Raw genomic sequence first — 23,728 nt, 5'->3', positions numbered from 1 at the left:
GAAGTGATGCACTTAGTTCAGGCTTCCAGACTTGCGTTGGCCGAGACCCTGCTTGCGGCAGGACCTACCGCCGACACCCTTTGCGACGGTTGGCAGACCCGCCATCTCGCCGCTCACCTTGTGTTGCGCGAAAGCTCACTGCTTTCTGCCGGCATGTTCTTCAAACCGCTGTCCAAGAAGCTCGAGGCGAAGCAGAACCAAATGGTGATCGCGGCGCAGACTCCCGAAGGCTATGCCGGGTTGGTCCGCAGCTTCCGATCGGGTCCGCCCGCTTTCTCGCCCTTCGCCATCGACAAGGTCAACCAGTCGGCGAACCTCTCCGAGTTCTTCATCCACACCGAAGATGTGCGGCGTGCCCGCGGCCAGTGGGCTCCGCGGGTCCTGGACACCGAGTACACCGAACTGCTCTGGCAGTCGCTGACCCGCATGTCTCGCCTGCTGTTCCGCCATGCGCCAATTGGCATCATCCTGACGCGTCCCGATGGCCAGCGTCATGTCGCCAAGAAGGCTCCGAACGCTGTTTCGATTACCGGCCCGGTCACCGAGCTGATGATGTACTCGTTCGGCCGCATCGACCAGAGCCTGGTCTTGTTCGAAGGCGGGGAAACCGCATTGGAAATCGTCAAGGGCTTCAAGCCAGGGCTATAAAGCTCCCTTGGTTATCCACATTCGTGGGTGTGCCGTCCAAGTTCGCGTCGCACCGGCCTAGGATTTCGAGCAATCGATATCCAACAGGTCTGGAGCTTGGCCATGAACACGCGCAGAGTCCTTGAGCATTACCCCAGTGTCGCTATCGCCATCGTGCCCGCGTTCGTCTTGGTTGCCCTGGTTTCAGCACTCTTCGTTTCAGTCGCTCCCGCCGATCCGGCGTCCTCGGCTTCATTGCCGACTGCTTCAAGTACCACGCAGGCACCTCCATCAAGCGAACTGGAGCTTCCGGAGTCGGCAGATATCACGTATGAAAAATCGGATTACGGAGTCCAGGACGCCGCAACGTACTTCTTCGACTTGCTCAATTATGAAATCATCTACCAAGACTCCGCCGATTTCACCCCGATAGTTACCGGAACATGCAAAGCGGAACAGTGCTGGAAGACCTTCCGCGAGCAAGAAGACCTCCGAACAGGTCCGGAATACATGCAAACCGGCGGCTACTACTTCCTGCACACGGACTATATCGTCCGGTTTGACGGTAATTCTGCTTATCTGATGGGCGAGCTGACCTTGTCTGAACGTTCGCGCCTTCGTCCCGATCAGGAAAACATCATTGTCGAAGAACAAAATCTGGGTGAAATCACCATGGGACTTGAATACACCGACAACGGATGGAAAGTTTCTGCCATCGCGCTTGAGAGTCCCCCGAGTAAAGCACCGCTCAGCTAATTGAACGTGCCTGATTTCAGGCTAGGCGATTCCATGAGTCCTGAAATCAAACGTCGCCAGCCGCATCGTTTCACTCCAGTCCGTCATCAAACGTGGTTACAGGTAGTTGGGATTCGGGATTTAGCTGCCCTGAGTTTTCCACAGATTCCTCGAAAACTCTCCACTTTCTTGAAACACGGGCATAGGATGGCGCACAACCTGGCATTCCCAATGATCATGGAGAGTTCGAATGGACACTCGGAAAATTGCAGTTGTCGCGTCCGTTGCAGCTGTTGCGCTCGCACTATCAGGCTGCAACGCCGGGAACGCTGAAGGGCCAAAGACCTCACCGTCCGCCGCTATCGAGACGTCACCGAATCCGGTTTCGACAGCAGAGAAGCCGTCGCCGGCCGAAAGCCTCAAGTACAAGCCTGCCTCAGCCGATGGACCCGCAGAAAATGTTCCTGTCCCGGAACGGCCAGCACTTGCGGGCGAGTACAGCGAGGACGGAGCAGCCGCCTTCACCAAGTTCTATTTTGATCTAGTGAACTATTCCATCGAAACTAACGATGCGGCGCCTCTAAAAAAGGTAACCACCAAAGAATGTATTGTGTGTGGCGTTTCAATAATCGATGAAGCGACAGAAGCGGAGGAATTAGGTAAATGGCAGGTCGGTGGAAAACATCACCCCAAGATTCTTGATGCCTATATAACTGGGGAAAACTTAGCGGCGGTCACTGTCGAGTACACAGCTGATAATGCAGAAATTTATCTCGCCCCACATGAACTTGCTTCTAAATTAGACAAGCTAGAACCAACTACTGTAGCTGTGGGCGTGAAATTCGATCGTGACTGGAAAGTTTACGAAATTATCGGTGCGGAATAATGAAGTTGAAAGTATCAATGAGAGTGTCGTTAGTTCTCACATTTTCCGTTGGCTTACCAGCTCTTCTTGGCATACAAGCACCCCTCGGTTTAGCAGACCAAGATGAGCGCGGGATTCGCATGCGCCCCGAATCAATTCACGAAAGTCACGACGAAAAGAAAGATTTCAACTATCAGGAGGAATCTCGAAATTCGCAACCCAAAAAACAACCCCATTCGAAGCCTTCTCCTAAAGAGCAATTCTCCATACGCGATTACGAAAGTTGTGACCCCAGAAGCTCGAAGGCGCGATTCTGTATCAGCATTCCTGAGGAAGGAAATTGCCCAGATGGGGCGGCCCCGGTATATCGCCAAGTGATCGATAGTCAAGGTTACGTCGTTCGGCAGTACCGTTACTGCGCCGGAAACCCACCAAAAATCGACCTACCTGAAGACTCGATTACCCAGGAAATATTGATAGATATAAACACATTCAAAGAATATCCAATACTCCCTTCGAAAATAATGAGTTACCCAAAGAAATTTTCTCTAAGAAACGGGAATACGCATTTCTTGGCTACCGAAGAAGTCCAATCTTTCTCATCTAACCTCTCTGGCTCAAATATAAGTATCAGGGCAATACCGATTCAGTGGAACTGGAACTATGGCGATGGGACTACTCGAAATCTTGATTTCCCTGGAGATCCGATGCCTCACCATACGCTGAGAGATAAAACCCCCACGAGTCATTCGTACAGCGAGACTGGCACATTCAAAGTAGGGGTGACCACTCTCTACCGCGGAGAATTCAGCGTCGATGGTGGCGCGTGGCAAGCTATACCCGGCCAGGCTGCCGTCGCCAGCGTTCCTATTGAAATTGACGTCTGGCGGACCGAGAAGGAACTGATTGCCAACGATTAGCCGGGTACAGCTAAGGCCCAGCTCCATTTGGTGCTGGGCCTTCGGCTTACGTGCCTAGCGAACTGGGTAGCCAGCTTCGCGGATGGCCTGTTTGACCTTGGCGATCATGTCCTTCGGACCGAAGTGGAAAATCGAGGCGGCCAAAACAGCGTCGGCGCCTGCTTCGATTGCTGGAGGGAAGTCCTCAGGCTTTCCTGCACCACCCGATGCGATCAGCGGGACCGAGACCTCGGCGCGAACTGCACGGATCATTTCCAGATCGAAACCATCCTTGGTGCCATCAGCATCGATCGAGTTCAGCAGGATCTCCCCCACGCCTCGTTCAGCCGCTTCCTTGGCCCAAGCTACGGCGCACATGCCCGTGCCGGTCCGACCACCATGAGTAGTAACCTCGTAGCCCGATGCAATCGTCGGATCATCTGTGCGTCGGGCGTCGAGCGACAGCACGAGTACCTGGGAGCCGAAGCGCTGGGTAATCTCGTTGATGACCTCAGGACGGTTCACCGCCGCGGTATTGATCGAGGCCTTGTCGGCGCCGTTGCGCAGCAGGCGATCGACGTCTTCGGCAGCGCGGACGCCTCCGCCTACGGTCAGCGGGATGAAAACTTCTTCTGCGGTATGGCGAACGACCTCATAAGTAGTTTCACGATCCGCGCTGGATGCGGTGACATCCAAGAAGGTCAACTCGTCGGCACCTGCATCATTGTAGCGACGGGCAAGCTCAACGGGATCGCCAGCATCGCGAAGCCCCGCAAAGTTCACGCCCTTCACAACACGTCCGGCGTCAACGTCGAGGCAAGGAATAACACGAATTGCAACGCTCATCAGCGAATTTTCCTTGTCTACTTAGATGCGGCAGGCGTGGATCTGGCTGACCAAGATGGCGCGGGCGCCAACTTCGTACAGCTCGTCCATGATGTTATTGGTCTGCGACTTCTTGACCATGGCGCGCACGGCCACCCAATCGGAGTTTGCAAGGTCCGACACGGTTGGCGATTCCAGGCCAGGGGTCAGCTCGCAAGCCTGGTCGGCAAGCTCGCGGCGGACGTCGTAGTCGAGCATGACGTACTGGCGGGCAACGAGCACACCGTTCAGGCGGCGGATCAGTACGTCCAAGCCGGATGGCTTGTGGCCGACACGGCCGATCATGACTGCTTCGGAGTTCAGCAGCGGATCGCCGAAGATCTCCATGCCAGCGGCCTTGATGGTATTGCCGGTTTCTACAACGTCAGCGATGGCATCGGCCACGCCCAGCCGGACCGAGGATTCGATGGCACCGTCAAGGCGCACGATCGAAGCCTGGATGCCGGACTTTTCGAGGTAGTGGCGCAGCAGCACGTCATAGCTGGTGGCAATGCGCTTGCCATTGAGCTGCTGTGCATCGTTGAAGGCGCCAACCGGGGCAGCGAAGCGGAAAGCCGATTTCCCGATGCCTAGCGAGAGCTGCTCTTCGACAGCGTCGTCGACATCTGCGTCAAGGTACAGATCGCGACCGGTGATGCCTACGTCCAGGATTCCCCGGCCGACATAGACTGCGATGTCGCGCGGACGCAGGTAGAAGAATTCAACTTGGTTTTCCTCATCGACCAGGACCAGTTCGCGGGAATCGCGGCGCTGGAGGTAGCCGGCTTCCTTGAACATGGTGGAAGCGATTTCGGATAGGGCACCCTTATTGGGTAGGGCTACGCGGAGCATTATTGACTCATTTCGTCATGAATGGCGCTGCGGCGATTAGCCATAAACAAGCGCCAAGGATTAATTCGTTGGCCGTTGTTTCTGCCGCCGTGCGTTGACTGCGCCCTGATCGGCAGTGGATCAGGCCGCAATCGCGCGACGGCTATAGATGCTTGTAAACGTCGGCCAAGGTCATTCCCTTGGCGATCATGAGGACCTGAAGGTGGTACAGCAGCTGGGAGATCTCCTCCGCCGCGGCCTCATCGGTTTCGTACTCCGCAGCCATCCAAACTTCAGCGGCTTCCTCGACGATCTTCTTGCCGATGCCATGGACACCAGAGTCGAGTTCGGTGACGGTACGTGAGCCTTCCGGGCGGGATTGTGCCTTGAGCGATAGTTCGCTGAAGAGCTCGTCAAAAGTTTTCACGGAACTTATCCTAGCTGTTTTCTCTGCAGGGGCTGCATTCTGGTGGCCCTTTGTGACAGGGCCACCCGAATGCTATGGCAGTGCGGCTACCGTCATGACGGCAGCCGAGTAGGCTTCATAGCCTTTGTCCTCGCTGGAGTTTTCCAAGCCAGCGCGGTCAAGGGCCTGCTCTTCGTTATCGCAGGTGAGCACGCCAAAACCGATTGGTGTTTTGGTGTCCACGCTCACATTGGTTAAGCCATTGGTCGCGGCCAAGCAGACGTAGTCAAAGTGCGGGGTACCGCCACGGATGACCACGCCGAGCGCGATGACCGCGTCGTAGTCGCCGGCAAGGGTGGAGGCAGCGACCGGCAATTCGAAGGTGCCCGGTACACGGACCAGGGTGGTGCTCGATTCCAGACCGGCATCCTTGGCGGCGCGCTCGGCGCCGTCAATCAGTCCGTTCATGATCACCTCGTGCCAGCTCGCGGCCACGATGGCCACCTTGAGCTGTGAGAACTTCTCCTGAACGGCCAGGGCCTTCAGCTGTTCGCTGACATCGGCAGGTGCGCCATGCTTGCTCATCTTGATGCTCCTTCTATTCTTCTGGATTCGTGGGGTTCAGGCGCCGTGGTAGGCGTCGGCCTGCTGGTCATCGTCGGCATCGGGCAGATCCAGGTGGTGGCCGAAGCGCGTCTGCTTGGTGCGCAGGTAGGCCGAGTTCTGCTCACGCGGTGCAATCTGCAGGCCGATCAGCTCTGCTACCTTGATTCCCGCGTCATTCAGCTGTTCCTGCTTGTCCGGGTTGTTGCTCAGCAATCGGATTTCGTCCATGCCCATGGCCTTGAGGATGGCAGCGACGGCGAAGTACTCGCGTGCGTCGGCAGGGAAGCCCAGATGCAGGTTGGCGTCCAGGGTATCCATGCCGCCTTCCTGCAGGGCGTAGGCGCGCAGCTTGTTGGCCAGGCCGATGCCGCGGCCTTCGTGCCCGCGGATGTAGATGACGTGACCGCCTTCGCGGGCGATGGTTTCCATTGAAGCATGCAGCTGTTCGCCGCAGTCGCACCGGTAGGAACCGAAAATGTCCCCGGTGAGGCACTCCGAATGGATGCGCACCAGGTTGCCGGGCTTAGCGCCGTCGGGGCCGGCGTGGCTGAGCACGACGTGCTCGTGGCCTTCTGCGGTAGCAGCGCGGGCGGTGAAGTCCCCGAAGGCGGTGGGCAGCTTGATCGGATCGGTCAGCTCGATCTCGTCGTTGACTCGGCGCCAGCGGGCCAGGTCGTCGATGGAGATCAGCGGCAAGTTGTGTTCAGCTGCGAAGACGCGCAGGTCATCCAGGCGCATCATTTCACCGTCGTCCTTGGTGATTTCGCCGATCACCCCAACCGGTTCCAAGCCGGCGGCCTGGCACAGGTCGACCGCCGCTTCGGTGTGCCCGCGACGTTCCAGCACTCCCCCGGCCGCAGCTCGCAGCGGGAAGATATGGCCCGGGCGGGAGAGCTGGGCCGGTTCGGTGGCCGGGTCGGCCAGCAGTCGGCTGGTCAGCGCACGATCGGCAGCGGAAATACCGGTGGTGATCCCTTCGGCGGCGTCGCAGGTGACGGTGAAGGCAGTGCCCTTGGCATCCTGGTTGATGCCGACCATCGGGGCCAGGCGCAGCGCGTCGGCCCGCTTGGCGCCCAAGGGCACGCAAATCACCCCTGAGGTGTAGCGGATGGTGAAGGCCATCAGCTCGGCCGTAGCGTGCTGGGCGGCGAAGATGATGTCGCCCTCGTTTTCCCGGTCCTCGTCGTCGACGACCACTACGGCTCGGCCGGCGGCCAGGGCTGCCAGCGCGGTAGGGATGGAATCCAAAGTCGAGGTGCCCATTACTGCTGGCCACCGAATTCATTCAGGCGTGCCACGTACTTGGCGAGCACGTCGACCTCGATATTGATCTTCTCGCCCACTTGGCGGGTGCCCATGGTGGTCTCGGCGAGGGTGATCGGAATGATGCCGACCTCGACCCAGTGCCCACCGGAATTCGTTGCCGGGGAGACTGCGGTAATGGTCAGCGAGATGCCGTCCAGCGCAATGGAACCCTTTTCCGCGGTCAGCGGCGCGTAAGCAGCGTCGATTCCAATGCGGAAGGTGGTCCACTGGCCGTGGTCTTCGCGGGCCAGCACCTCGCCGACGGTGTCTACGTGGCCCTGCACCACATGCCCATCGAGCCGGCCTCCGGCGGGGGTGCAGCGTTCGAGGTTGACCTGGTCGCCGGTTTTCAAGGCGCCGATGGTGGTGCGGCGCAGGGTTTCGCCCATGACGTCGACGCTGAGCGTGTCGCCTTCCAGCTCGGTGGCGGTCAGGCAGACCCCGTTGACGGCAAGAGAACCGCCAAGGCCCAGGTTTTCGGTGTGGCCCGGGGCACGCAGGGTCAGTACTGCCAGATCCTTGCCGCTGAAGGTCTCGATGCCTTCTATGACTCCCTGGCCGGTGACAATTCCGGTGAACATGATTACTCCTTGAAAAGTTTGGGGTTGCTGGCGCTTAGGCGCGGGGCAACGGTTCTAGATGCAGGGCAATATCATCGCCCAGCCGGGTCAACGATTCGTTGCTGGCCGAATCCAGCCGGAAACGCTGCGCGTCACTGAGTGTGGTGGTGCTTGGCATGTTGACCGATGAGCTGCCTGCGCCGATCAGCACTGGTGCTTGGTAGCAGTAGATTTCGTCGGCCAGATCTGCTGCGATGAAGGCCGAGGCGACCGTGGCGCCACCTTCAATCAGCAGGTGGGCCAGGCCCAACTCGTTAGCCCGGGCGATGGCCTCTTGCACGTCGTGGCTGCGGATCTGCGACCAATCGCTTCCCTGGGCGAGTGCCAGATCTGCTGGCAAATCGCGTTCGCCCATGACCAGGCGGAAGGGCTGGCGTTCATGCAGCTGCCCCTCGGGAGTGCGGGCGGTCAGCCGCGGATTGTCGATGATCGCCGTGTTCGTGCCGACCAGGATGCCATCCACGCGGGAGCGCAGGGTGTGCGCGTGGTTGCGCGAGGCCTCGGAGGTGATCCATTGGCTCGTGCCATCCGGTGCGTTGATCCGGCCGTCGAGCGACTGGGCAATTTTCACCGTGATGAACGGTCGGCCTTCGGCCTTGGCGATGAACCAGCGGTGGTTCAGCTGCTTCGCCGCGGAGAAATCCTCCAGCTGGGTGGCTTGGGTTCCGTGGCTGCGCAGGTAGTCGGCACCTCCGCTGGCGGCGGTGTTATCCGAGACTGCGTAGTACACCTGCCCGATGCCGGCTTCCACGATGGCTCGGGCACAGGGACCTGTGCGACCGGTGTGGTTGCACGGTTCGAGGGTCACTACCATCGTCAGTTCGCGGGCCTTGGCAGGAGGCATCTTGCCCAGGCGCCGCAGTGCGTCGACCTCGGCGTGCGGATGCCCCGCCCCGATATGAAAACCGGTGGCGATGATATTTCCCTCGGCATCCAGGACGCAGGCGCCGACCAGCGGGTTGGCCCCGCGGTGGCCGCGTCCGGCGGTTTCCAGCGCGGTGCGCAATGCGGCGTCGAGCTGCTGGGTCGTAATCATGGTGCTGCTCCCCTTTCAGCGTTGGCGCGAGATGGTTGGATCGAGCATTTCGGTTTCAATCTGGGGTTTCGCGTCGCGCTTGGACTTGGCCCAGACGAAGAAGCCGACCAGGGTGAATGCCCCGTAGAACAGGTACATGAACGCGCTGGCGTAGTAGCCGGCGGAGAACAGCAGCGGCACGCCTACGGCGTCGACGGCGACCCAGATCAGCCAGAATTCGACCCAGCCCTTGGCCATGCCGTACGTGGCGAGCATCGAGCCAACGAAGGTCCATGCATCAGCCCAGACAGGTTCATAGGAGCCGAGGAGGCGGAAGATCGGTGTCACTGCGAGAGTGCCGAGGATCAGCACGGCGATCAGGCCCAGGCGAGCCTTGTTGGAAGCCCATTCAGGGGTGACGGCGCTACCGGTGCCGTTCTTGGCCTGCTTCCAGCGGTACCAGCCGAAGACCGAGACGGCGATGAACATGATCTGCCGGCCGGCTTGGCCCCAGAGGTTGGCAGTGTATCCGGTATCGAAAATGCTGCCCAGGAACACCGTCAGCAGCAACAGGTTGCCGACGATTCCGATAGGCCAGGCCCAGACTTTGCGGCGCATGCCGCCCACGGCGCTGGCCAGGCCGAAGATATTGCCTACGACTTCGCGCACCAAAAGTGCCGACGAGCCGATCGCAATTTGTGAGTTGAAAGCTTCAATGAGCCACCGCAGGAAATCCATCATTCCACCCTTCTCGAAGCGGCGGCTCCGGGGGTGTGCATTTGATGGGCCTGTGGCTCTGCTTTAGGAGATAGACCCGGTGCGGGCTATCGGCAGTACCAGTAGGCATATCAAATTCGTGCTTCTCCCATCCAGACTTTAACTGTCGGTACCGGAATTTCACCAGTTCAACCGTTCCCTCAGCTTGTGGCTTTGGTTGCGGGTCGCGGACTATCACCGCCGGTTCGGACTTTCACCGACCCCGGAGCACGTATTCGTGTTTACTGAGTTTATTCTGACACACTTTGTGCGCCGCTAGTGACCGCCCAGCGCAAGATTGCGTAATACATCGATTTCCACCGATGGCTCCTGGGCCGAGTACACCGCGGAACCGGCGACGAAGACATCCGCACCGGCGTCGGCGGCGCGCAGGATCGTGTCGCGTGAAATGCCGCCGTCAACCTGCAGCGCAATCGGCTTGCCGCTGCCGTCAATGGCAGCCCGGGCACGCTTGATCTTGGGAAGGACCAGATCCAGGAACTTCTGGCCGCCGAAACCTGGTTCCACGGTCATCAGCAGAACCATGTCCAGCTCGCCGAGCATGTCCAGGTAGGGTTCGATCGGCGTGGCCGGGCGCAAGGCCATGGCGGCCCTGGACCCGGCGGAACGCAATTCACGAGCCAAGCGGACAGGAGCTGCCGAAGCCTCGGCGTGGAAAGTTACCGAATCCACGCCGAGCTGCGCGTATTCCGGGGCCCAGCGATCCGCGTTCTCAATCATCAGGTGCACATCGATCGGCAGCTTGCTGACCTTGTGCAGCGCATCAACCACGGGCAAGCCCAAGGTCAGATTGGGAACGAAATGGTTGTCCATGACATCCACGTGGACCGCGTCGGCAGTGTGGATGCGGTCCAGCTCGCTAGCGAGGTTCGCAAAATCGGCGGACAGGATCGACGGGTTGATCCGCGCATTACGCATGGATGCTCCTTGGAATACTCGGGCTTGGCTAGGCTTTTTTGGTCAGGATTGCCATGAACATGGCGTCGGTGCCGTGCACGTGCGGCCACAGCTGCACGGTGCTCCCATCGCCCAGTGCATGGCCTGCCGATGGCGCGTCCTGATACATCACCGAGGAAACCGCGGCGCTGGTATCCAGCAGTGCCGCGTTTTCGTGGTGCTTCAAGAAGTCTTCCACAACCAGGCGGGTTTCGGCCTGATGCGGCGAACAGGTGACGAAGCCGATGACGCCGCCGACGCGGACCGCGTTGAAGGCTGCAGCGAGCAGCTCGCCTTGCAACTTGGTCAGTTCCGGAATGTCGCGCGGGGCTTTGCGCCAACGCGATTCCGGGCGGCGGCGCAATGCGCCCAAGCCGGAGCAAGGGGCATCGACCATGATGCGGTCGTAGTCCCCTGCATAGTCCAGACCGCCGAAGCTGCGTCCGTCGTCACCGGTGACCATCCAGTAGTCATGCGGCACCGCAGCCAACGAGTTCTCGACCAGGCGAGCGCGGTGCGGTGTTGGCTCGTTGGCAGTCAGGCGGGCGTCGCGCTGCACGGCGATCGCTGCGAGCAGCGCCGCCTTTCCGCCTGGACCTGCGCAAAGATCCAGCCAGTAGCGGTCCTCGCCGGCTTCGGGCAATTCGATAGTAGCCAGGGCGCGGGCCATGACCTGGCTGCCGGCATCCTGGACACGCACGGTGCCTTCCTTGACACCTGGCACACGCGAGACGTCGCCGTGCTTGTAGGTGGCCGAATCAGCCAGCAAGGTGCCCGGTTCCGCCCCGGATTCCAGGGCGCCGGACAGATCGCCCAGCCCTGGCAGGGACACCAGGTTCACCAGCGGCGCCAGGTTATCCGCCTCCAGCAGGGCTTCGAGTTCGCTGGCGTCGCGGCCATGGGAAATCAGCGCGCCGCGCAAGGCACGGACAATCCAATCCGGGTGCGAGTGCTCGATGGCCAGCCGCTCGGACTCCGAAGCGGCAGCATTGCCCAGCAGCTCAGTCCACTCATCGGCTTCCTTGGCAGAAACGCGCCGCAGTACGGCGTTGATCAGGCCGGACGGGCCGGCGCCGATCTGCGCACGAGCCAGCGACACGGTTTCATCCAGGGCGGCGTGCTTGGGCACACGCATGGCCAGCAGCTGGTGGGCGCCCAGGCGCAGCGCATCGAGGATGGCCGGATCCAGCTCGGCCAGCGGACGGTCAACCAGGGTGGTCAGGATCGCGTCGTAGAACCCCTGTCCGCGCAGTGCCCCGTAGGCCAGTTCGGTGGCGAAGCCCGCGTCGCGGCGGTCAAGCTGGTATTCGCGGATCACCTTCGGCAGCACCAGGTTGGCGTAGGCATCCGCGCCGGATACCTCACGCAGGGTCTTGAAAGCTACCAGGCGTGCCGGGTCGGCCGCGCGCTTTCGCTGGCCGGGTGCGGATGCCGAATACTTGCGCGGGCCGGCCTGGCCGCGGTTGCGGGTACGGCCCTGCTCATTGCGGCGTTCATTGTCGCGGTATCCGCCGCGTGGTTCCTGTCCGCTCATGCGAAGCTCACTTTCGTTCCCTGGGTGAGCACTCCACGTGCCCAGTCGCTGGCGTTCATCATTTTCTTGCCCGGAGGCTGGATTTCGGTGGGCTGCAGGGCCCAGGTGGCGGTGCCGATGTATACCTTCGGCTGCTTGCCTGGCTCGATGCGCACTTCGCCTGGCGCAAGGTCGGCGATCTCGCGGTGCTCACGCAGTGGACCGAATTTGAAGCGCTTGTCTTCGGCCTTGACCCAGGCGCCCGGGGACGGGGTGGTTCCGTGGGCGCGCCGACGGATCTCCGTGGCGGTCCGGGTGAAGTCCAGCTCCGCATCCACGTCGGTAATCTTCGGTGCGTAGGTGTGCGATCCGGACTGCGGAATGGCAATGGCCTGCCCGGAATCCAGAGCTTGCAAGGTCTGCACCAGCAGGTTCGAGCCGGACCGGCTGAGCCGTTCGAGCATGATGCCTGCGGTGTCAAGTTCAGCAATTCTCTCGGTGACCTGTCCGAATACCGGACCTGTGTCCAGTCCGGTTTCCAGCTGGAAGGTGACTGCACCGGTGATGTCATCGCCGTTGATAATGGAATGCTGCACCGGAGCGGCACCCCGCCAGTGCGGCAGCAAGGAGAAGTGCAGGTTGATCCAGCCATAGGTGGGAACTGCCAATGCCGCCTCCGGCACTAGCCCTCCATAGGCGACGATGGCCGCGGCTTCAAGGTCCAAGGCCGCAAGTTCGGCGGTAGTTTCTTCGGTGATCTTGGCAGCCTTGATGATCGGCAGGCCAAGCTCTGCGGCGCGAGCGGCAACCGGCGATGGGGTCAGCACGCGTTTGCGTCCCAACGGGGCATCGGGACGGGTGAGCACTGCGGCAATTTCAAAACCGGCCTCGTGCAGGTAATCCAGGGAAGTGACGGCGACCTGTGGTGTGCCGGCGAATAAAATACGCATGATTTAGAACCCCAATCCTGCGCCAAAGCTGGAGCCGAGGGCTCCGGAACGTTTCTTTACGGTGGCGTTAGCGGTCTGCGAGTAGTTGTTGGCCCGCAAGGTGCGCCACGCCGCTTTCTTTTCTTCTGGTGCCAGCCGGTCCAGGAACAGGATGCCGTCCAGGTGATCGGTTTCGTGCTGGAAGCAGCGGGCGAGCATGTCGGCGCCTTCGAGTTCTACCGGGTTGCCGAGCTTATCGAAGCCGGTGGCCCTGACGTAGCGCCGGCGCCGAACTGGTGCTGCAATGCCCGGGATGGACAGGCAGCCCTCCACCTGGTCTTCCTGGTAATCCTCGCTGAGCTCCAGCACCGGATTCACGATATGTCCGCGTTTTTCGCCAATTTGGTAGGTGAAGACGCGCAGGGAAACACCGACCTGCGGTGCGGCAAGTCCTGCACCTGTGACGTTTTCCATCGTCTGGTCCATGTCTTCGACGAGCTTCTGGAGCTCCGGGCCAAAGTCGGTCACCTCCTGCGCCGGGGTGCGTAGAACGGGGTCTCCGATGATCCGAATTCCCAAAATCGCCATAATCCGCTGGTACCTTCCCTGCCGTGGACATTGGTATTAGGTTTCGCAATGCCGAAAGCTAACCGTTCCAGTCTACGCGGTGGGCGTGCGACTTTATTGAGCTGGCGGCGTGATTTCGGCCAGTGAGGCACGCGACTGCGCGATCCTGAATGAGGCTTCCCAATTCCGGCGCAAGGCATAGAACTTGGACCAGTAGTCGGGCAAAGCTGGAGGCGGGGCCATGAAGGTGCGCGCACCGGTCTCGCCCAGGGCTACGGCGAGCAGCATGACATCGGTCCCGTGCTCCCACTCTTCCCACGTGCCTTGTTCGGCATCGACTACTTGCTCTTCGGCTTTGCATGCGGCCGCGAGCTGCATGATCACCTTGTCGTCAGGACGCTTGACGAAGCCGTCGCGGTCGGTGTTTTTGGTCTTGTAGTCAACGAGACAGGTTCGACCGCCGATCTTGGCGACCAGGTCGATGGTGCCGGCGTAGCCGACGCTGTGATTCCAAACCGTCACCTCGGCGGCAAGGGGCCGGACATCGTAGTCTTCCCACCATTGGTCGAAGTGGCGTGCGAAGCCCAGCTCCTTATTCGCTTCGAGCGCGGCTTGGGCTGAGCCCAGGTCATGTTCCAGATCCAGCGCTTGCAGGGCGCGCTGCTCCGCGTAGTTATGCACCCGGTCCCCGCGCATGGCCGCGGAATCCCGATAAGCTTCGGCCGCACCGGCTGCATCTCGCACGAGTGAGCGCAATTGGCGCGGGTCTCCCACCGCTTGCACCAGCCGATGATCATCGGAAAGCGACTTGGCCGCCATGTACCCGGCCCAGCCGGAGAGGTCGAGCTTGTCCATGCCAATGACTGTGGTGATGGATGGGACAATCGCTTCCCCGCCGACTTTTCGGCTGTACATGCGGCCCAGGTCTGTTTGAATAGCCAGTTTTGGTGACGTCATGCACACGATCATGGCATGCGCTCGGCTTGCTTCGCTCCTAGTCGAGACGGAAAAATCAATTTTCCGCGTAGTTCCGCGGTTTTTAGGCCATGTGAACCAGATCTCAGCGTTTCGATTTGTGGGGATGCGAAAACTCGTATAGAGTTTTTACTCGTTGGAGCGAACGTAAACGTTCAGAAAACAACACATTTTGCGGACATAGCTCAGCTGGTAGAGCGCAACCTTGCCAAGGTTGAGGTCGCGAGTTCGAACCTCGTTGTCCGCTCGCAAAAAGATTCACCGACTAGGTAAAACTAGTCACTCTGACTTCGGTCAGTATGGTGGGGTGGCCGAGAGGCGAGGCAGCGGCCTGCAAAGCCGTATACGCGGGTTCGAATCCCGTCCCCACCTCGCAATGAAGATTGCTTGATCTTTTTTGCGCGATTGGCGCAGCGGTAGCGCGCTTCCCTGACACGGAAGAGGTCACTGGTTCGATCCCAGTATCGCGCACGGAATCATGGTTCACCAGACCATGGATCTAATAACTAAATATATGCGGTCATAGCTCAGCTGGTAGAGCGCAACCTTGCCAAGGTTGAGGTCGCGAGTTCGAACCTCGTTGACCGCTCTGTGAATTCATAAGGCAATTTTGAATTCTGTCGAGATTCCTTGCGAATCTTCGGCGCGATTGGCGCAGCGGTAGCGCGCTTCCCTGACACGGAAGAGGTCACTGGTTCGATCCCAGTATCGCGCACGGAATCATGGTTCACCAGACCATGGATCTACTAATTAAATATATGCGGTCATAGCTCAGCTGGTAGAGCGCAACCTTGCCAAGGTTGAGGTCGCGAGTTCGAACCTCGTTGACCGCTCCAAATAATTGAATATAGTTTTGCGGTCATAGCTCAGCTGGTAGAGCGCAACCTTGCCAAGGTTGAGGTCGCGAGTTCGAACCTCGTTGACCGCTCCAAATAAAGATGGGAATCACTTTTCGTGATTCCCATCTTTGCTTTAACCATCATTCCAGGCGGCTACCACTTCCCTGACTAGTAAATAGCTAACCTGTGTGCAATCTGACAGCCACCAGCAAAACACCGAGGCAACTCGGGAAATGTTCCTAATGCACTTCCATGCGTTGGCCTGAGCCTTTAGGGTGGGTAGTAGTTGTGGAGCTACAGGGGTTCCCACAGACGAATGGAGGTGCAGCATGGCAGGATTTGATGATCTGCGTGGCAAGGCAGAGGAATTCGCCAAGGAGAACCCGGAGCAGGTATCCCAGGGTATCGAACAGGCTGGTGATTTTGTCGATGACAAGACCGGCGGCAAGTTCGCCGAGCAGGTAGACGGTGTCCAGCAGGGCGCTGGCGACTACCTCAATGGCCTTGGCGGAGGCGAAGGCGAGAATAACGAGGCCTAATTCCTCGACGCACTCCCCTCGGCTTGCCCGAGCATCCTGGGAAGGTACCGACCGAGGTCGGTACCTTCCCTGCTTTAACGTCATATCAGGGGAATTAATTCATGCCGATTTTCGGCCAACCGGCGCCACCCTGTAGAAAAAGAGTATGACTCGTCACACGCCCCCAGATGGAGCTGGCCTTTTCCATTCCGTGCTTGCGGGATTGATCACCACCATGGTGGGGTTTGTAGCATCCTTCGCCGTCGTACTGGCCGGATTATTCCAGGTCGGAGCTTCTAGCGAACAGGCCGCCTCAGGCTTATTCGTCCTGTCCCTCTGCATAGGCCTGAGCACCATTGCGCTTTCGCTGCGATACCGCCAGCCGATCAGCATTGCATGGTCCACTCCCGGTGCCGCGATGCTCGCCTCACTGGCTCCCGGAGTGTTCGGGTTCAATCAGGCAGTGGGGGCATTCATCGTCAGCGGCGCACTGATCATGTTGACCGGTCTGGTACCGTCCTTGCACCGGCTGCTCACTCGTATTCCGGTCCCAATTGCCCAAGGCATGCTCGCCGGTGTCTTGATCCCGCTGTGCCTGAAACCATTTACAGCCGTGGCCAGCATCCCGTTGCCCGCGTTGGGTATCCTCCTGGTGTTCTTCGTCGGGCTCAGGATCCTTCCGAAATTCGCTGTAGCGCTGAGCATGCTGGCGGCGGTGGGGTTCGGCCTATGGCATATTGGACGCACCGCGACGTGGGATTCACTCGAAGTTCTTCCGCAGCTGCAATGGGTCAGTCCTGAATTCTCCTGGCAGGCCATTGCCAGCATCAGCGTTCCGTTGTTCGTGGTGACGATGGCATCGCAGAATATTCCGGGCGTGGCCGTGCTCAGCTCCTTCGGGTACACAGCGCCGTGGCGCCCCACCATGCTGGCGACCGGAGTGGGGTCGGCTAGCGGCGCGTTCTTCGGCGGGCATGCCATCAACCTGGCGGCAATCACCGCGGCGCTGGCTGCCGGAGAGCAGGCCGGCCCGGACCCCCGGCTGCGTTGGCGGGCGGCGGCGAGTTCAGGCGTGTTCTACTTGGTCTTCGGTGCCTTGAGCGCGCTGATCGTATCGGTGGCCAGCGCGTCGCCCGAGGGGCTGTTCCAGGCGGCGGCGGGCTTGGCGTTGCTGGCAACACTCGCCAATGCGCTGCTCGGAGCGATGGCCGATTCCTCCTGGCGGTTGAGCGCATTGGCCACGGTCCTGGTCGCTGCCGGCAATCTCACGCTCTTCGGGATCGGCGGAGCCTTCTGGGCCTTGGTGGCAGGGCTCTTAACGCACTTCATCGTCGAGCGCAGGGCTCGACGATGAAGTGGCGGGACCGGTGTTTCCGGCTTAGAGCGCTGGTTCTCCAACTTGGCCTTCACGAGCCAAAGCGGTCAGGCGCGAGACGGCGCGGAAGTACTTTTTCTGGTAGCCGCCGGACATCATTTCCGGGGTGAACAGTTCGCTGAATGGCTTGCCTGAGGCAACGATTGGCACGTCCTTGTCGTACAGGCGGTCAGCAAGAACCACGAAACGCAGGGCGATGGCCTGATCGGTGATGGTATCCACGTTGTGCAGAACCAGCACATCAGTCTCGGAAAGCAACTGGCGGTAACGCGACGGGTGAACCTTCGAAAGGTGAGCCACCAGATCGTCGAAGTTGTCATCGGCCAAGGTCTTGTCCGGGTAGCGATCCAGGGCGAATGCCTCGATGCTCGCATCGTCCAAGGGCTCGGGGGCATCGGGCAGGCCACGGTGGCGGAAGTCTTCGCCTTCGACGCGGTGCACGTCGAACTGCTCTGACAGGGTCTTGATTTCACGCTGGAAATCCACTGCCGCGAAGCGCCCCTCGCCCAGCGCACCAGGCAGGGTGTTGGAGGTTGCCGCCAGCTTCACGCCAGCATCGGACAGCTCGCGCATCAACCGGGACATCAGCACGGTGTCCCCCGGATCATCCAGTTCGAACTCGTCGATGCAGACCAGAGAGTATTGGCTGAGCACTTCAACGGTCTGGCGGAAGGACAGCGCGCCAACCAGGTTGGTGTACTCAACGAAGGTGCCGAAGGCCTTGCGGCCCGGGGCTGCATGCCACAGGGAGGCGAGCAGGTGGGTCTTGCCCACGCCGAAGCCGCCATCGAGGTAGATGCCGTTCTTGGTTTCCTTCTTCTTGCCGAAAAGCCTGGAGAGGAACGAACCGGAGCTGTTCTTGCCCACGGTTTCTGCGAAAGCCTTGAGCTTATTGACGGCTTCGGTCTGCGAAGGCTGGTTAGGATCCGGGCGATAAGTATTGAAGGACACTTCACCAAAGCGGTAGGACGGGTGGAATCCGGCCAGCAGTTCTTCGATTGAAAGATTCGGCTTGGTCTCGCTCAGGTGGGTGATCGTCGCCATTGGCTGTGGGAGTCCTTCAGTTGATTGCTCAGGAAATGGTCGGGAAGCCGTGGCTTTCCCATCGGCCAGTTTACCTTGAACGCGGCGAATCATTGCCGAAAATGTCGTAGAGCACACTGGGTTCGCAATGGATGAGGACTAGGCTAGAAGTAATGCCCGTGCCCGCTGTTTCCAGCGTGGCAAAAACTGACACCCGCAAGGATCGTGATTAGGAATGTCGTTGCCCGTCGAGTCCAACGAGAAATATGCAGCCTACGCTCACCCAGAACGACTGGTTTCCACCCAGTGGGTGGCAGACAACCTCGGAGCCGAGAATCTCGTAGTACTGGAATCGGATGAGGACATCTTGCTGTATTCCACTGGCCACGTGCCAGGCGCGCTGAAGATTGACTGGCACACGGAGCTGAACGACGAAGTCACGCGCGACTACGTCGACGGCGAAGGCTTCGCACAGCTGATGGCCGCCAAGGGCATCACCCGCGAGTCCACCGTGGTCATCTACGGCGACAAGTCCAACTGGTGGGCCGCCTATGCGCTGTGGGTCTTCACACTTTTCGGCCACGAAAATGTCCGCCTGATGGACGGCGGCCGCGACAAGTGGATCGCTGAAGGCCGCGAGCTGAGCACCGAGAAGCCGGCCGTGACCGCCACCGAATACCCGGTGGTCGAGCGCGTCGACTCCGAGATCCGCGCTTTCCTTCCGGAGGTCCTGAAGCACCTGGGCAACCCGCTGATCGACGTGCGTTCGGCCGAGGAATACACCGGCGAACGTACCCACATGCCGAATTACCCGGAAGAAGGCGCCCTGCGCGGCGGGCACATCCCAACCGCCGCATCGGTGCCATGGGCCAAGGCTGCGGCCGAGGACGGCACCTTCCGCTCGCGCGGAGAATTGGAAGCCATCTACCTCGACGGCGCCGGCCTGAAGCCGGGCGACGATGTGGTGGCCTACTGCCGCATCGGTGAACGTTCGAGCCACACCTGGTTCGTGCTCAAGCACCTGCTGGGCTTCGAAACCGTGCGCAACTACGACGGTTCATGGACCGAGTGGGGCAACGCGGTTGGCGTGCCCATCGTTCGCGGCGAAGCCGCCGGCGAGATGCCTGCACAGCGCGGAGCCCGCGCATGAGCCAGCTCCCCGATGCACTGAACGAAATCGTCGAGGAGTTCACCGAGGTGCCCGAGGCCGACCGCTTGGAACTGCTGCTGGAGTACTCGCGCGAGCTGCCCGAGCTTCCAGCACGCCTGGCTGATCATCCTGAACTATTCGAGCAGGTTGTCGAATGCCAGTCGCCGCTGTTCTTGGCCGTCGAGGTCTCGGCCGAAGCGAATAACCCGGTGGGACTGTTCTTCTCCGCTCCCCCGGAGGCTCCAACCACCCGCGGCTTCGCCTCGGTGCTGGCTGCCGGCCTGGACGGCGCGGAGGCCGCAGCGATTCTCGCCGTTCCCGATGACATGCCCCAGCAGCTGGGTCTGACCCGTGCGCTGTCGCCGTTGCGCATGCGCGGCATGACCGCCATGCTCGGCCGCATTAAGCGCCAGATCTCAGAGCAGCTGCCTGCGTAGGTTTTGCATCGAACGCAGCTAGAAGCCAATAAGCAGTAGTTAAGGATCCCCAAGCACGTGGGCAAGAAGAAGCAGGCCGCCTCCACCCCGGCGACCGCCGCGCTGGATGCGGCAGGTATCAACTATGTAGCGCACAGCTATGCGCATAGCGACTTGGCCGAAAGCTACGGCGCCGAAGCAGCCGAGCAATTGGGTGCCAGTGGCGACCGGGTCTTCAAGACCCTGATGGTCTCCACCGGGGCCAACGCCGCCCAGGATCTGGCCGTCGCAGTGGTGCCAGTGAATGCGAAGCTGGATCTGAAGGCGATTGGCACCGCGTTGGGCAAGAAGAAGGCGCAGATGGCTGACAGGGCTGCCGCCCAGCGACGCAGCGGCTATGTCCTGGGCGGGATTTCCCCGTTCGGGCAGCGCCAGAAAACCGCTACCGTCATTGACTCCAGTGCGCAGCAGTTCGAGACGGTATTCATTTCTGGCGGGCGCCGCGGTTTCAGCCTGGAGATCGCTCCGCGAGATGCCGCGAAGGCGACCGGAGCCATTTGGGCGCCGATCGCCTCCGGCTAGACAGCGCTTGGCCAAAAAAGGGCCCTGCCTGCGGGATCGAAATCTGTTGATCGTTCTCGCGGGCAGGGCCCTTTGCCGCCTTGGGCTACTGGACTTGAAGCAGCGACATGCGCTTGCTCAAGAAGTCGGTGATCGCCCGGGCAAAACCCTGTGGATCCACATTCGGCTCACGCGTGTGCCCTGCCTTGGCAAAGGTCTTGAGCGTGACCAAATCCGGGCGGAGCGCCGCCAGTTTCAAGCTCGGGACATTAGGGACGAACTCGTCATCACGGCTGTGCATTATCAGCGTCGGGAATTTCAATTCGTCCGCGCGATCCACCCAATTCAACCGGCGCAGATTGACCGGAGCCGCTTGGCCGGTGACCCAGCGCCCTGCCTTATTGGACAGCAGCCACTGGCCGAACAGTCCCACCGATTGCGGGATCTTATTGGCCCGGGCCTGGTGCGAAAGCACATCTACCCAATTGATTACCGGGCCGACCAGCATGAGCGAGTCAATATGGTGGGCCAGCTTGCTCCGATCGGCGGCCTGCAGGCTGATGGCACCTCCCATGGACCAGCCCAGCAAGATGATCTGCTTTGCTCCGCGGTCCAGTGCGAATTGGATACCCGATTCCACGTCATGCCATTCGGTATCGCCCAGACCGTAGCGGCCATCCGGGGCGCTCGGAGCCAACCCGTCATTGCGGTAGCTCATCAGCAAGGTCGTCACCCCGAGTTCGCTCAAGGCAGGCAGCGCCCGAATGGTCTCGTTGCGTCGGGCGCCTCGGCCGTGCACGCCAATCACCCAGACATCTTCGTTCGTGGAGCCACGCACCAGCCAGGCTGGGCCGTCGCCGCCATCCAGGGGCACGACTACGTCTTCTGCGTCAAAGCCCAGGTCCGCGGGGTGCTCGTAGATTGCCCCGGATAAGTTGCCGCGGCGTACTCCATGGAGGGTGCCGTGATAGATCTTCTCGATTTTGCGCGCAACCAGGCGGGATTTGCCCGGAACGGCTTCCGGTGCGGAAAGCCGCAGCGCGCAGGAGTCGAATTCGGTCAGGAAGCTGCACGGACCAGGTTCGCTGGTATCGGCGTCCTTGTTGAAATGCAACCAGAGTTTGCCCTCGGCATCGGTGACGACCTCCCGGATGATGCTGTTGCCGGTGCGGCGTTCTTCCGGGGTCACTACACGTCGGGCGAAGTAACCGGCGAGCGCTGATACGCTGGCGGCCACCAGGGAACCGGCGCCCAGTCCCAGTCCAACCCCAATCAGGGTTGCAGGCACTGCGCTGCGGGGTTGCATGGTATCTACGATGTTCCGAGCCATGTTTTCATCTTTCCATGACCTGGCCCGGGAATCATCTAGCCTGCTCAAGCGTTTTATATTGCATGAATGATGAATCGGTAAACCAATCAGCACAGCCAGCAGACGAAGCAGCCGCGCGCAGCGATGTGCAGTGGCAGCAGATCCTCTCTTCCGAGGAATTCCGCGTATTGCGCCAAGCAGGGACCGAGCGTCCATTTACCGGCGAATACTGGGATACCACTACCGAGGGCGTGTATTCCTGCCGAGCCTGTGGTTCGGAACTGTTCGCCAGCACCACGAAGTTCGATGCCGGTTGCGGCTGGCCTTCCTTCTTCGCGCCGTTGGCCGAAGATCGGGTGCGCTATATCAGCGATGAGTCCATGGGCATGAAGCGTGTTGAGGTGCGTTGCGCCAATTGCGATTCGCATATGGGCCACGTTTTCGAGGGCGAAGGTTTCCAAACCCCAACCGATCTGCGTTACTGCATGAACTCTTTGAGCTTGACCCTGCGTCCGGCTCAGGGCTAATGCCTTTGTCGGTGGCAAGGCATGGATCACATTTAGAGCAAGAGTTGCTTATTCACTGATGACTCAGCATCACCTTTTCTGTTGTTTGAGCGTAGCGTTCAAGGTAAGCACTTGAGCGCTGCCCCAAACATGAAAAGAAGGTGTATGAAATGACTCAGATTTCCTCCAAGCCAGTACCGGCCACCGACGCAGAAGTACTGCAGATCGCAAACTCGGAAGCTTGGCTGACGCTGAAGTCTGCCGCCACCGAGTTCCAGGGCCTCCAGGCACAGGACGGTTCCTTGGCCGACAGCGCATCTGCACCACAGGCTGCCAAGCTCGTTGATTCCATCATCGAGTCGGTGCAGTCCTTGCGCGTGCACTTCGAGCACGACGCAGAGTACCTCGAACAGCTGGTCACGGACCTGCGCCAGTGGGCAGATGCAGGCTTCGGCGTTCCCGACTTCCTCGATTCGCTGATGCAGTTCCAGCCGCAGGCCCAGCGCATTGACGGCCTGCTGCATCTGGTGCTTTTCCCGATGTACACCCAGAACGGTTCAACCAACCGCCACCTCGAAGCCGTGCTGGTGCAGGTCATGTGGCCTGAGTTCATTGCCGACCTGGAGAGCAAGGACTACGCCAACGCCCTGTTCGTGCCGCTGCGCTTCATCGACTTCACCGAAGGCTACAACACCAATTCCGCGGTGCTCTTCCCGGAGTCGGTCGCCATTCGGCAGACGCCGTCATTCACTTGGGGCGCGATATTCCAGGATCGTGAGGCTGTACGCTTCCGCAAGGTACTGCAGGAAGCTACACGCATCACCAACCTCGAACTGCCCGATGACGCCGCAGAGCTGCTCAAGGACCAGCACCTGACCGAAGAAACCTTCATCATGTGGGACCTGATTCACGACCGCACCCACATGCGTGGCGATCTGCCATTCGACCCGTTCATGATCAAGCAGCGCATGCCGTTCTTCCTTTACTCGCTCGAAGAACTGCGTTGCGATTTGACCGCGTTCCGCGAATGCATGAAGATCGCCGCCAACCCGGCTTCGGATCAGAAGAGCGCCAAGATGGCCAAGCTGGTGCAATACGCGGTGATCTTCGACCGCATCTTCCGCTTCGCCATCACCGGCTCGCGCGTACGCAACTACGACGGTCTCGGTGGCCAGTTGCTGTTCGCATGGATGCACCAGCACCATGTACTGCACTGGACCGACACCAAGCTGAGCATCGATTGGGATCAGGTACCCGAGGTGGTTGCAGCCTTGGGGGATGCGATCGACGAGCTGTATTGGAAGTCCATCGACCGTCCGAAGCTGGCTCACTGGCTTGCCGCCTACGAACTGGTTTCGGCCACCGTCACCCCGAACCCCGCGTCGGTCTGGGCCAAGGGTCCGGATGCCCTGCCGCTGACCGCGCCGCTACGTGAAATCACCGACCAGGTCATGGACGATGAATTCCCGCTGTCGATGTTCTACGAAGCTCTGAATAAGAAAATGGCCACCGTCATCGAATCGACCAAGGGCATGACCGGGGCAACGAAAATCTAACCTTT

The 23,728-nt window shown here is 60.2% G+C and carries 26 protein-coding genes, 7 tRNA genes and 1 riboswitch; of the genes, 18 read left to right on the top strand and 15 right to left on the bottom strand.

Annotated elements, in window-relative coordinates; all coding sequences use genetic code 11:
- Window positions 1-6 precede the first annotated feature (6 nt).
- The 4 genes from ACP3TE_RS14920 to ACP3TE_RS14905 all read left to right on the top strand — a co-directional run bounded on the left by ACP3TE_RS14920 (window position 7) and on the right by ACP3TE_RS14905 (window position 3,147).
- Window positions 7-648 (top strand): TIGR03085 family metal-binding protein, encoded by a 642-nt coding sequence (locus tag ACP3TE_RS14920; RefSeq protein WP_286134102.1) that lies wholly within the window; start codon window positions 7-9, stop codon window positions 646-648.
- 102 nt (window positions 649-750) lie between these two features.
- Window positions 751-1,383, top strand: coding sequence for a hypothetical protein (locus ACP3TE_RS14915; RefSeq protein WP_402696022.1), 633 nt, complete (start codon window positions 751-753; stop codon window positions 1,381-1,383).
- A 229-nt stretch (window positions 1,384-1,612) separates the two neighbouring features.
- Complete coding sequence (locus ACP3TE_RS14910) at window positions 1,613-2,248, top strand: DUF6318 family protein (RefSeq protein WP_133834239.1); 636 nt, start codon at window positions 1,613-1,615, stop codon at window positions 2,246-2,248.
- Window positions 2,248-3,147 (top strand): PKD domain-containing protein, encoded by a 900-nt coding sequence (locus ACP3TE_RS14905; RefSeq protein ID WP_402696020.1) that lies wholly within the window; start codon window positions 2,248-2,250, stop codon window positions 3,145-3,147. The genes ACP3TE_RS14910 and ACP3TE_RS14905 overlap by 1 nt, the downstream gene beginning before the upstream one ends.
- 54 nt (window positions 3,148-3,201) lie before the next feature.
- Here ACP3TE_RS14905 and hisF read toward each other — a convergent pair whose 3' ends face one another.
- The 13 genes from hisF to ACP3TE_RS14840 form a co-directional block, all read right to left on the bottom strand.
- Window positions 3,202-3,972 (bottom strand): imidazole glycerol phosphate synthase subunit HisF, encoded by a 771-nt coding sequence (hisF, locus tag ACP3TE_RS14900; protein WP_105656715.1) that lies wholly within the window; start codon window positions 3,970-3,972, stop codon window positions 3,202-3,204.
- Between the two features lie 21 nt (window positions 3,973-3,993).
- On the bottom strand, window positions 3,994-4,842 hold the full coding sequence (hisG, locus tag ACP3TE_RS14895; RefSeq protein ID WP_105656716.1) for an ATP phosphoribosyltransferase: 849 nt from the start codon (window positions 4,840-4,842) through the stop codon (window positions 3,994-3,996).
- Between the two features lie 142 nt (window positions 4,843-4,984).
- Window positions 4,985-5,248: a phosphoribosyl-ATP diphosphatase gene (locus ACP3TE_RS14890; protein WP_038991810.1), complete on the bottom strand. Its 264-nt coding sequence runs from the start codon at window positions 5,246-5,248 to the stop codon at window positions 4,985-4,987.
- Between the two features lie 72 nt (window positions 5,249-5,320).
- On the bottom strand, window positions 5,321-5,812 hold the full coding sequence (gene ribH / locus ACP3TE_RS14885; protein ID WP_332594955.1) for a 6,7-dimethyl-8-ribityllumazine synthase: 492 nt from the start codon (window positions 5,810-5,812) through the stop codon (window positions 5,321-5,323).
- A gap of 36 nt (window positions 5,813-5,848) precedes the next feature.
- Window positions 5,849-7,096, bottom strand: a complete 1,248-nt coding sequence (gene ribB, locus ACP3TE_RS14880) for a 3,4-dihydroxy-2-butanone-4-phosphate synthase (RefSeq protein WP_105656718.1) — start codon at window positions 7,094-7,096, stop codon at window positions 5,849-5,851.
- Window positions 7,096-7,719 (bottom strand): riboflavin synthase, encoded by a 624-nt coding sequence (locus tag ACP3TE_RS14875; RefSeq protein ID WP_105656719.1) that lies wholly within the window; start codon window positions 7,717-7,719, stop codon window positions 7,096-7,098. Before ACP3TE_RS14875 ends, ribB begins: the two co-directional genes overlap by 1 nt.
- Before the next feature lie 34 nt (window positions 7,720-7,753).
- Window positions 7,754-8,794: a bifunctional diaminohydroxyphosphoribosylaminopyrimidine deaminase/5-amino-6-(5-phosphoribosylamino)uracil reductase RibD gene (ribD, locus tag ACP3TE_RS14870; RefSeq protein WP_105656720.1), complete on the bottom strand. Its 1,041-nt coding sequence runs from the start codon at window positions 8,792-8,794 to the stop codon at window positions 7,754-7,756.
- 15 nt (window positions 8,795-8,809) lie between these two features.
- Window positions 8,810-9,511 (bottom strand): nicotinamide riboside transporter PnuC, encoded by a 702-nt coding sequence (gene pnuC, locus ACP3TE_RS14865; protein WP_105661574.1) that lies wholly within the window; start codon window positions 9,509-9,511, stop codon window positions 8,810-8,812.
- Between the two features lie 115 nt (window positions 9,512-9,626).
- A riboswitch (FMN riboswitch) is annotated at window positions 9,627-9,764 on the bottom strand.
- 41 nt (window positions 9,765-9,805) lie between these two features.
- Window positions 9,806-10,468, bottom strand: a complete 663-nt coding sequence (gene rpe, locus ACP3TE_RS14860; RefSeq protein WP_402734779.1) for a ribulose-phosphate 3-epimerase — start codon at window positions 10,466-10,468, stop codon at window positions 9,806-9,808.
- Between the two features lie 28 nt (window positions 10,469-10,496).
- The gene (locus ACP3TE_RS14855) at window positions 10,497-12,020 is read right to left on the bottom strand and encodes an RsmB/NOP family class I SAM-dependent RNA methyltransferase (protein WP_402734778.1); all 1,524 of its coding nucleotides are present in this window, start codon (window positions 12,018-12,020) and stop codon (window positions 10,497-10,499) included.
- The gene (gene fmt / locus ACP3TE_RS14850) at window positions 12,017-12,949 is read right to left on the bottom strand and encodes a methionyl-tRNA formyltransferase (protein ID WP_402734777.1); all 933 of its coding nucleotides are present in this window, start codon (window positions 12,947-12,949) and stop codon (window positions 12,017-12,019) included. Before fmt ends, ACP3TE_RS14855 begins: the two co-directional genes overlap by 4 nt.
- 3 nt (window positions 12,950-12,952) lie before the next feature.
- Entirely contained in the window at window positions 12,953-13,516 is a 564-nt protein-coding gene (gene def / locus ACP3TE_RS14845) for a peptide deformylase (RefSeq protein WP_402734776.1), read from the bottom strand.
- 93 nt (window positions 13,517-13,609) lie between these two features.
- A complete protein-coding gene (locus ACP3TE_RS14840) occupies window positions 13,610-14,452 on the bottom strand; it encodes a PD-(D/E)XK nuclease family protein (RefSeq protein ID WP_402734775.1) in 843 nt (280 codons plus the stop codon).
- 192 nt (window positions 14,453-14,644) lie between these two features.
- Here ACP3TE_RS14840 and ACP3TE_RS14835 point away from each other — a divergent pair.
- The 9 genes from ACP3TE_RS14835 (at window position 14,645) to ACP3TE_RS14795 (ending at window position 17,181) form a co-directional block, all read left to right on the top strand.
- A tRNA-Gly gene (locus ACP3TE_RS14835) sits at window positions 14,645-14,717 on the top strand.
- Between the two features lie 54 nt (window positions 14,718-14,771).
- A tRNA-Cys gene (locus tag ACP3TE_RS14830) sits at window positions 14,772-14,842 on the top strand.
- A 27-nt stretch (window positions 14,843-14,869) separates the two neighbouring features.
- A tRNA-Val gene (locus ACP3TE_RS14825) sits at window positions 14,870-14,941 on the top strand.
- Window positions 14,942-14,986: 45 nt separating this feature from the next.
- Window positions 14,987-15,059, top strand: a tRNA-Gly gene (locus ACP3TE_RS14820).
- Window positions 15,060-15,113: 54 nt separating this feature from the next.
- Window positions 15,114-15,185: transfer RNA gene (locus tag ACP3TE_RS14815), tRNA-Val, on the top strand.
- Between the two features lie 45 nt (window positions 15,186-15,230).
- A tRNA-Gly gene (locus tag ACP3TE_RS14810) sits at window positions 15,231-15,306 on the top strand.
- Window positions 15,307-15,325: 19 nt separating this feature from the next.
- A tRNA-Gly gene (locus tag ACP3TE_RS14805) sits at window positions 15,326-15,401 on the top strand.
- Between the two features lie 237 nt (window positions 15,402-15,638).
- A complete protein-coding gene (locus ACP3TE_RS14800) occupies window positions 15,639-15,848 on the top strand; it encodes an antitoxin (RefSeq protein WP_133834248.1) in 210 nt (69 codons plus the stop codon).
- A 145-nt stretch (window positions 15,849-15,993) separates the two neighbouring features.
- Window positions 15,994-17,181 carry a benzoate/H(+) symporter BenE family transporter gene (locus tag ACP3TE_RS14795; RefSeq protein ID WP_332498792.1) on the top strand — a complete coding sequence of 396 codons (1,188 nt, stop codon included), beginning with the start codon at window positions 15,994-15,996 and terminating at the stop codon, window positions 17,179-17,181.
- 24 nt (window positions 17,182-17,205) lie between these two features.
- Here the strand turns inward: ACP3TE_RS14795 and zapE are convergent, their stop codons facing one another.
- Entirely contained in the window at window positions 17,206-18,246 is a 1,041-nt protein-coding gene (gene zapE / locus ACP3TE_RS14790) for a cell division protein ZapE (RefSeq protein ID WP_426734074.1), read from the bottom strand.
- Window positions 18,247-18,460: 214 nt separating this feature from the next.
- Between zapE and ACP3TE_RS14785 the strand changes: the two genes are divergently transcribed.
- The 3 genes from ACP3TE_RS14785 to ybaK are packed head-to-tail and all read left to right on the top strand — an operon-like array spanning window position 18,461 to window position 20,373.
- On the top strand, window positions 18,461-19,375 hold the full coding sequence (locus tag ACP3TE_RS14785; RefSeq protein WP_426734072.1) for a sulfurtransferase: 915 nt from the start codon (window positions 18,461-18,463) through the stop codon (window positions 19,373-19,375).
- Window positions 19,372-19,812 carry a SufE family protein gene (locus ACP3TE_RS14780; RefSeq protein WP_105656729.1) on the top strand — a complete coding sequence of 147 codons (441 nt, stop codon included), beginning with the start codon at window positions 19,372-19,374 and terminating at the stop codon, window positions 19,810-19,812. Before ACP3TE_RS14785 ends, ACP3TE_RS14780 begins: the two co-directional genes overlap by 4 nt.
- Window positions 19,813-19,869: 57 nt before the next feature.
- Window positions 19,870-20,373: a Cys-tRNA(Pro) deacylase gene (gene ybaK / locus ACP3TE_RS14775; RefSeq protein WP_332594950.1), complete on the top strand. Its 504-nt coding sequence runs from the start codon at window positions 19,870-19,872 to the stop codon at window positions 20,371-20,373.
- 85 nt (window positions 20,374-20,458) lie between these two features.
- On the opposite strand, the gene ACP3TE_RS14770 is transcribed toward ybaK, so the two are convergent.
- On the bottom strand, window positions 20,459-21,682 hold the full coding sequence (locus ACP3TE_RS14770; protein ID WP_426734070.1) for an alpha/beta hydrolase family protein: 1,224 nt from the start codon (window positions 21,680-21,682) through the stop codon (window positions 20,459-20,461).
- A gap of 62 nt (window positions 21,683-21,744) precedes the next feature.
- Here ACP3TE_RS14770 and msrB point away from each other — a divergent pair, with 62 nt between their 5' ends.
- A complete protein-coding gene (gene msrB / locus ACP3TE_RS14765) occupies window positions 21,745-22,188 on the top strand; it encodes a peptide-methionine (R)-S-oxide reductase MsrB (protein WP_332498793.1) in 444 nt (147 codons plus the stop codon).
- Between the two features lie 149 nt (window positions 22,189-22,337).
- Entirely contained in the window at window positions 22,338-23,723 is a 1,386-nt protein-coding gene (locus ACP3TE_RS14760) for a DUF6421 family protein (protein WP_332486054.1), read from the top strand.
- The last annotated feature ends 5 nt before the right edge of the window (window positions 23,724-23,728 follow it).

Origin of the sequence: Glutamicibacter sp. 2E12 (genome assembly GCF_050030965.1) — a bacterium.
Taxonomy (GTDB): Bacteria; Actinomycetota; Actinomycetes; order Actinomycetales; family Micrococcaceae; genus Glutamicibacter.
Note: the sequence above shows the minus strand (reverse complement) of the source record. Positions and strands in the feature narration are given on the sequence as shown.

Bases quoted from the DNA above. Each gene is read 5' to 3' on its own strand.
- msrB (WP_332498793.1), top strand. From the start codon at position 21,745: ATGAATGATGAATCGGTAAACCAATCAGCACAGCCAGCAGACGAAGCA.
- ACP3TE_RS14910 (WP_133834239.1), top strand. From the start codon at position 1,613: ATGGACACTCGGAAAATTGCAGTTGTCGCGTCCGTTGCAGCTGTTGCG.
- rpe (WP_402734779.1), bottom strand. From the start codon at position 10,468: ATGCGTAATGCGCGGATCAACCCGTCGATCCTGTCCGCCGATTTTGCG.
- zapE (WP_426734074.1), bottom strand. From the start codon at position 18,246: ATGGCGACGATCACCCACCTGAGCGAGACCAAGCCGAATCTTTCAATC.
- ACP3TE_RS14770 (WP_426734070.1), bottom strand. From the start codon at position 21,682: ATGGCTCGGAACATCGTAGATACCATGCAACCCCGCAGCGCAGTGCCT.
- ACP3TE_RS14795 (WP_332498792.1), top strand. From the start codon at position 15,994: ATGACTCGTCACACGCCCCCAGATGGAGCTGGCCTTTTCCATTCCGTG.
- hisF (WP_105656715.1), bottom strand. From the start codon at position 3,972: ATGAGCGTTGCAATTCGTGTTATTCCTTGCCTCGACGTTGACGCCGGA.
- ACP3TE_RS14785 (WP_426734072.1), top strand. From the start codon at position 18,461: ATGTCGTTGCCCGTCGAGTCCAACGAGAAATATGCAGCCTACGCTCAC.
- pnuC (WP_105661574.1), bottom strand. From the start codon at position 9,511: ATGGATTTCCTGCGGTGGCTCATTGAAGCTTTCAACTCACAAATTGCG.
- ACP3TE_RS14780 (WP_105656729.1), top strand. From the start codon at position 19,372: ATGAGCCAGCTCCCCGATGCACTGAACGAAATCGTCGAGGAGTTCACC.
- ACP3TE_RS14915 (WP_402696022.1), top strand. From the start codon at position 751: ATGAACACGCGCAGAGTCCTTGAGCATTACCCCAGTGTCGCTATCGCC.
- ribD (WP_105656720.1), bottom strand. From the start codon at position 8,794: ATGATTACGACCCAGCAGCTCGACGCCGCATTGCGCACCGCGCTGGAA.
- ACP3TE_RS14840 (WP_402734775.1), bottom strand. From the start codon at position 14,452: ATGACGTCACCAAAACTGGCTATTCAAACAGACCTGGGCCGCATGTAC.
- ACP3TE_RS14760 (WP_332486054.1), top strand. From the start codon at position 22,338: ATGACTCAGATTTCCTCCAAGCCAGTACCGGCCACCGACGCAGAAGTA.
- def (WP_402734776.1), bottom strand. From the start codon at position 13,516: ATGGCGATTTTGGGAATTCGGATCATCGGAGACCCCGTTCTACGCACC.
- fmt (WP_402734777.1), bottom strand. From the start codon at position 12,949: ATGCGTATTTTATTCGCCGGCACACCACAGGTCGCCGTCACTTCCCTG.
- ribB (WP_105656718.1), bottom strand. From the start codon at position 7,096: ATGGGCACCTCGACTTTGGATTCCATCCCTACCGCGCTGGCAGCCCTG.
- ACP3TE_RS14875 (WP_105656719.1), bottom strand. From the start codon at position 7,719: ATGTTCACCGGAATTGTCACCGGCCAGGGAGTCATAGAAGGCATCGAG.
- hisG (WP_105656716.1), bottom strand. From the start codon at position 4,842: ATGCTCCGCGTAGCCCTACCCAATAAGGGTGCCCTATCCGAAATCGCT.
- ACP3TE_RS14905 (WP_402696020.1), top strand. From the start codon at position 2,248: ATGAAGTTGAAAGTATCAATGAGAGTGTCGTTAGTTCTCACATTTTCC.
- ACP3TE_RS14855 (WP_402734778.1), bottom strand. From the start codon at position 12,020: ATGAGCGGACAGGAACCACGCGGCGGATACCGCGACAATGAACGCCGC.
- ribH (WP_332594955.1), bottom strand. From the start codon at position 5,812: ATGAGCAAGCATGGCGCACCTGCCGATGTCAGCGAACAGCTGAAGGCC.
- ACP3TE_RS14920 (WP_286134102.1), top strand. From the start codon at position 7: ATGCACTTAGTTCAGGCTTCCAGACTTGCGTTGGCCGAGACCCTGCTT.
- ACP3TE_RS14800 (WP_133834248.1), top strand. From the start codon at position 15,639: ATGGCAGGATTTGATGATCTGCGTGGCAAGGCAGAGGAATTCGCCAAG.